The 5,630-nt window shown below is 49.0% G+C and carries 4 protein-coding genes; 2 read left to right on the top strand and 2 right to left on the bottom strand.

Annotated features, from left to right (window positions below):
* The first annotated feature begins 258 nt into the window (after positions 1–258).
* Positions 259–1,038, top strand: a complete 780-nt coding sequence (locus QUB70_RS12335) for an MBL fold metallo-hydrolase (RefSeq protein ID WP_332980622.1) — start codon at positions 259–261, stop codon at positions 1,036–1,038.
* A gap of 131 nt (positions 1,039–1,169) precedes the next feature.
* Here QUB70_RS12335 and ftsZ read toward each other — a convergent pair whose 3' ends face one another.
* The gene (gene ftsZ / locus QUB70_RS12330; protein ID WP_332980619.1) at positions 1,170–2,441 is read right to left on the bottom strand and encodes a cell division protein FtsZ; all 1,272 of its coding nucleotides are present in this window, start codon (positions 2,439–2,441) and stop codon (positions 1,170–1,172) included.
* Positions 2,442–2,813: 372 nt separating this feature from the next.
* Complete coding sequence (locus QUB70_RS12325; RefSeq protein WP_332980616.1) at positions 2,814–3,716, bottom strand: cell division protein FtsQ/DivIB; 903 nt, start codon at positions 3,714–3,716, stop codon at positions 2,814–2,816.
* A 336-nt stretch (positions 3,717–4,052) separates the two neighbouring features.
* On the opposite strand from QUB70_RS12325, the gene QUB70_RS12320 reads away from it, so the two are divergent.
* Positions 4,053–5,384: a P-loop NTPase fold protein gene (locus tag QUB70_RS12320; RefSeq protein ID WP_332980615.1), complete on the top strand. Its 1,332-nt coding sequence runs from the start codon at positions 4,053–4,055 to the stop codon at positions 5,382–5,384.
* Positions 5,385–5,630: the final 246 nt, after the last annotated feature.

The following is a 5,630-nucleotide window of genomic DNA, read 5'->3' as shown; positions in this document are numbered from 1 at the left end:
CCCATCATATCCGCGTTCATCAGCGCTCATCCGCCCTCATCTGCGGTTAAAATTCCCCAATCAAATTAGCTATGATTAAAACAAAAGTAAAGAATTATTGCAATATCTTATTTCAACCGCAGAGCAACCCCAACTTTAACCAGACAAACCCCATCATATCCGCGTTCATCAGCGCTCATCCGCCCTCATCTGCGGTTAAAATTCCCAAACAAAATTAGCTATGATTAAACCAAATGTAAAGAATTATTGCAAACAACCGTGAAACTCACCCGAATCGACCTCAACTCTTGGATCTTCCACATCGCAGGCCAAACCATCCTCGTCGATCCGTGGCTAATCGATCCCCTCGTATTTTACGGTCAACCCTGGTTGTTCACCGCCTACCACAACACCCCCGTCGCCTTCACTCCCAGCACCTTACCGCCGATCGACCTCATCCTAATTTCCCAAGGATTAGACGACCACTGTCACAGACCGACTCTCGAAAAGCTCGATCGCACAATTCCCGCGATCGCCTCACCCACCGCCGCCAAAGTCCTCAGCAGTTTAGGCTACACCAATATCACATCTTTAGCAAATTGGCAAGAGTTTAAATTTAAAGAATTATTACAAATAATCGCCGTACCCGGAGCCGAAGTCCAGCCCGGACAGGAAGAAAACGGCTATTTGCTCAAAGATTTAAGCAGCGGCGAGACACTTTATTACGAACCGCACTTACCGCCCTTAGAAAAAGTCAAACAGAAAATAGACACAGTAGACGTAGCGATCGCCCCAGTCATCGGTCAAATCTTCCCCTTCCTCGGACAAGTCATCATCGGCCCAAAAGAAGCTCTGAAGCTGGTTCAAACACTGAAACCTCGGTTTTTTCTGCCTACAGCGGCGGGAGACATCCGAGCCACAGGCATTTTACCAATGTTAGTGCGATCGGTCGGCAGCATCCCCGAATTTCGCGATTTACTAGCAAAATCGGGACTATCCACCGAACTCCTCGAACCCGAACCAGGTCAAACCCTAGAGATTTTAGATTTTCGATTTTAGATTTTCGATTGTTTAGATTTTAGATGCTCGATATTTTCGATTTTTTAGATGGGAGATTGGAGATTCAATGCCAAATCCCCAATCTAAAATCCAAAATCCAAAATCCCCAATCCAAAATCCAAAATCTAAAATTACCTCGGTGGGCGACGGTTGCGCAAAAACTCAGGAATATCCAATCCCAAATCCTGCGGCGGTTTCGCTTTCGGATCTGCCACCTGTTGAGCAGGAGTCGTCGGGACAGTTGCAGCCCGCCAAGGAGCATTAACATTTTGCGTCCGCCCCGGGGCAGGAGACGACGGAACTTCTCCCGAAAAACCAGTAGCGATCACAGTAATCTTAATTTCGCCCTGAAGCCGCTCGTCAATCACCGCTCCAAAAATAATATTGGCATTCGGATCGACAACCTCGTAAATCGTCTCAGCCGCCGCATTCACCTCGTGCAGCGTCATGTCAGTACCGCCAGTGATGTTAAACACCACACCTCTAGCGCCCTCAATAGACGAAGCTTCCAGCAGAGGCGAAGAAATAGCCTGCATCGCAGCCTCCCTAGCCCGCGACTTGCCAGAACCCACGCCGATGCCCATCAAAGCCGAACCCGCATCCGCCATTACTGCCCGCACGTCAGCAAAGTCAACATTCACTAAACCGGGAATAGTAATAATGTCAGAAATACCCTGAACCCCTTGGCGCAGGATATCGTCAGCAACTCGGAAAGCCTCTTGCACCGGCATTTGTTCCGAAATCACAGACAGCAGCTTGTCGTTAGGAATTACGATCAGCGTATCCACCCGAGTTTGCAAAGCCGCAATCCCTTCCTCAGCTTGGCTGGTGCGCCGCCGTCCCTCAAACGTAAAAGGCCGCGTCACTATGCCCACAGTCAAGGCGCCCATTTCCTTAGCCACCTCAGCCACGATCGGAGCCGCGCCCGTGCCCGTACCGCCGCCCATGCCTGCCGTGATAAACACCAAATCCGCGTGATTCAGAGCATTAGCAACTTCGTCGCGAGATTCCTCCGCAGCCTTTTGGCCGATCGCCGGATTGCCCCCCGCACCCAAACCGCGCGTCAACTTCTGTCCGACTTGCAAGCGTTTCGGAGCATTTGAGAGAACCAGAGCTTGGGAATCTGTATTCACGCACCAAAACTCGACACCAGAAACTTCGCTAGCAATCATCCGGTTTACGGCGTTGCCCCCACCACCGCCGACGCCAATTACTTTGATTCTCGCGGCACTGCTGGGCATTATGTCTTTGGGATTGACCATAGGATCGATATCAATACTGTCTACATTTACATAATCAGACTTGCGTCTAAACGGATTGGCGGAATCGAGGGCCACCGGAAAATTTTTCACTTCCGAAGGGGGACTGTTTTGGTCAGACCCCTGACTATTATTAAGATTCATTAGAGTCGGGGATATTAGATTACAGCTTGTTAACTAAACGCCAATTCACAATCACTATAGGCTATGTTGCGCGAAAAACTAACACTGGTCGAGGCTCAATGTTAGCAATCTCGAATTTGGCCGATGTTGCTCGCCCATAGCTTGCATACCCCATCTAGGTGCTTGTGCAGAAGGCATTTCTACGCAAGGCAAAATGAAAAAAATGAATCATAGCACCTAACGCATCGGATCTAGCGAAAAATTATGTTTTTTTTTTCGATGCGGATCGGTATCAAAAAACAGTCTTGATTTCCAGTCTTGCGTATTGATGCCTAGAGGTGAAAATTCTGCTCGGCGATCGACGATACCTTCTACCTTAACCAATACACAGGCTCAATTCGGGGTCGGAGTTGGTGCGGGAGTTGAACTCTCCAAACTAGGCGGGAGTTCTGGCAAATGGACGATCGGCGAAGCAGGATTTTTCAAGTCAATGTAGGCTATTTTGCTTGAATCTAGCTGTTTTGGCAATTGTCGCATTCGGTCTAAAACCTTAAGTTGCTCCGCAGTCCTGGAACTGTACGGCCCTAAGTGTACGGTACCGATCTCTGTTTTCAAGATCAAGTTGTTCGGGTTTTGCCAATTAATCTCAAACACTTTCACCGTCAAGCCGCTGAGTCCTTGGTAAAACTTCGGCCAAGAGGCGCGATACTGTTCCAAAGGCCCGATGACTTTTAAAGTTGGCAAAGAATGCTGAGACTGCGTTCCCCGATCGCTGCCGGGCCCGATCGAACTATTGTGCGATCGCACAGCAGCAGTATAGCTCTCCGACGGCATCCAACCTCCGCGAGCGTCCAGCCACCCCACCTTTTCCTTGTCACTAGATTTCAACAACGCAGTCGGCTGCGCCACCGCCACCGGCAGCCGTTCTGCCACTTCTACAGTCAAACTCGGCGGAAACAAGTTGCGAGTCACCTTAGCTTTAGCGATCGGCCCCGTGGACTCCAGCTTTTCGGCCAGCGCCTGCGGTTGAATCCCCCACAGCGACTGCGGGTAAGACAGCGGCACCAAAGACCGCACCGCCTTGTCCGACAGCCACTGATTGCCCTCCACCTTCACTTGTTCCGATCGGGCAATCAACCAAGCCGGCTGAGCAATCCACCACAGCAAACCCCCTGCCATTGCGCTCGCTGCCAGCATTTGCCAGACAACAGCCGCCAATCGAGCGCGCCTGCGCCGCCGCAACTCTTGGCGCCTTCGCCCTAACTCTGTTTGAGAAACCGCTCCAAAACTAGCCATCTACCTCTTGACAATTTAGTAATTAAGGATTAGCAAAAATTCAAAACTGTTTAATTTCTCTCTCTAGCAGCCCCGTTCCCCCTACCATTTAACCAGATCCCCGCAAGTTTACCCATAAGGAGTGCCAATATCAGTAAAATCACCGATCCAGCTAGGTAATTAAAAATTCTTAATTAAAAATTCCCAATTCCAGCGCCGTCAGGCCCATTCGCAGATAAAGGTTCTTTGGGTATTTAGGGCATTACCCCACAGGCAAAAAGTGACACATCAAACTAAACTCAACCAAAGAAAGTTTAGACTTTCGATTAACTTTTTAACTTTTAGTCGGCTTGAATTGTGATCGCACTCGAATTAGACAGATTCTATAAAGCCTGCAACCCGAGCAAGACCCTTGTCGCTGGAGACCCAGGAGATTATCAATACTACATAGATTTTGGTTCCGTGCGCGGCGGCAAAATCATTGAATCTTTACAGCGAACAATTACCCGCATTTCCCCCGACGAGCCAACCTGTCAGCTATTTACAGGACATATCGGCTGCGGCAAATCTACGGAATTGTTTCGACTCAAAGCTGAGTTAGAGCAAGAGGGTTTTTGCGTCGTCTACTTCGAGTCTTCCCAAGACTTAGACATGGGGGATGTAGACATCAGCGATATTTTGCTGAGCATTGCGCGCCAAGTCAGCGAAACTATGGAAGCGGCCAAAATCAAACTCAGACCGAGCTATTTTACAAATCTGTTTGCAGAAGTGGCAGAATTTTTGCAGACTCCCATAGATTTGTCAGCGGAAGCCGAGTTATCTGTAGGGATTGCTAAAGTTACTGCTAAAACTAAAGACTCTCCCAAACTGCGATCGCAACTGCGGCAATATCTCGAACCCCGCACCAACAGCATCTTGCAGTCGATCAACGAAGAACTCCTCAACAAAGCTAACGCCGAACTCAAGCAGCAAGGCAAAAAAGGGCTCGCCGTCATCGTTGACAACCTCGATCGCCTCGACGCTTCCCTCAAACCCAGCGGGCGCACCCAGCCAGAATACCTGTTTTTAGACCGCGGCGAACAGTTGAAAAAACTCAATTGTCACGTCGTCTACACGATTCCCCTGACTTTGATTTTTTCCAACGACTTCGGCCGCCTCGCCAGTCGATTTGGAGTCAAACCCAAGGTGATGCCGATGGTACCGGTGCAAATGCGATCGGGCGACGACCACTCCGAAGGAATGGCCCTGCTGCGGCAGTTAGTATTGGCTAGAGCTTTCCCCACAGTTGCTCCCCTTCAACGCATCGATTTGATTTCCAAAGTGTTTGACTCTCCCGAAACTTTAGACAGGCTCTGCCGGATTAGCGGCGGTCACGTTCGCAATCTACTGATGCTTTTGTATAGCTGTTTGCAGCACGAAGACCCGCCGTTCTCTAGCGAATGTCTCGAAAGCGTCATTCAAGAATACCGCGATGACCTTTTAGGAGCCATTAATGACACGGAATGGGAACTGCTGTTTCAAGTCGTCAACCGACAAAGTGTAACCGGCGAAGAAGAGTCTCAAATCTTGTTGCGAAGTATGTTTGTCTTTGAATACCGCGATCTAGAAGGTCGCTGGTTTGGCATCAATCCAGCCCTAGCAGAAACTAGAAAATATCAGGAGTGGCAGAAGCTCCGCCACCAAAAATAGTTGGGATTTTTGAGATTGCTTCGCGACTCCCCAAGCTTTTGGCGACGAGTGAATTAGAAACTATTTAACACCATTTCCCAAAAATAATGCAACTGTAAGCGAATTCAAAACCGCGAGCTTCATCACTCATTCCCAATTCTTTAATCGCAAATAGAAAATCCAAAATGGTATAAGCTGTTCTGCATTTAAATTGGCTGTCAAAAAACAATCAAACTCTTGTGGGGTGGGCTTCTAGCCCGCCCCGAA

This window comes from Microcoleus sp. A003_D6, from assembly GCF_036702825.1.
GTDB lineage: Bacteria > Cyanobacteriota > Cyanobacteriia > Cyanobacteriales > Microcoleaceae > Microcoleus.
This window is presented reverse-complemented; position numbering and strand designations above follow the sequence as displayed.

Coding starts and splice junctions, on each gene's coding strand:
- ftsZ (WP_332980619.1), bottom strand. CDS start 2,441: ATGAATCTTAATAATAGTCAGGGGTCTGACCAAAACAGTCCCCCTTCG.
- QUB70_RS12325 (WP_332980616.1), bottom strand. CDS start 3,716: ATGGCTAGTTTTGGAGCGGTTTCTCAAACAGAGTTAGGGCGAAGGCGC.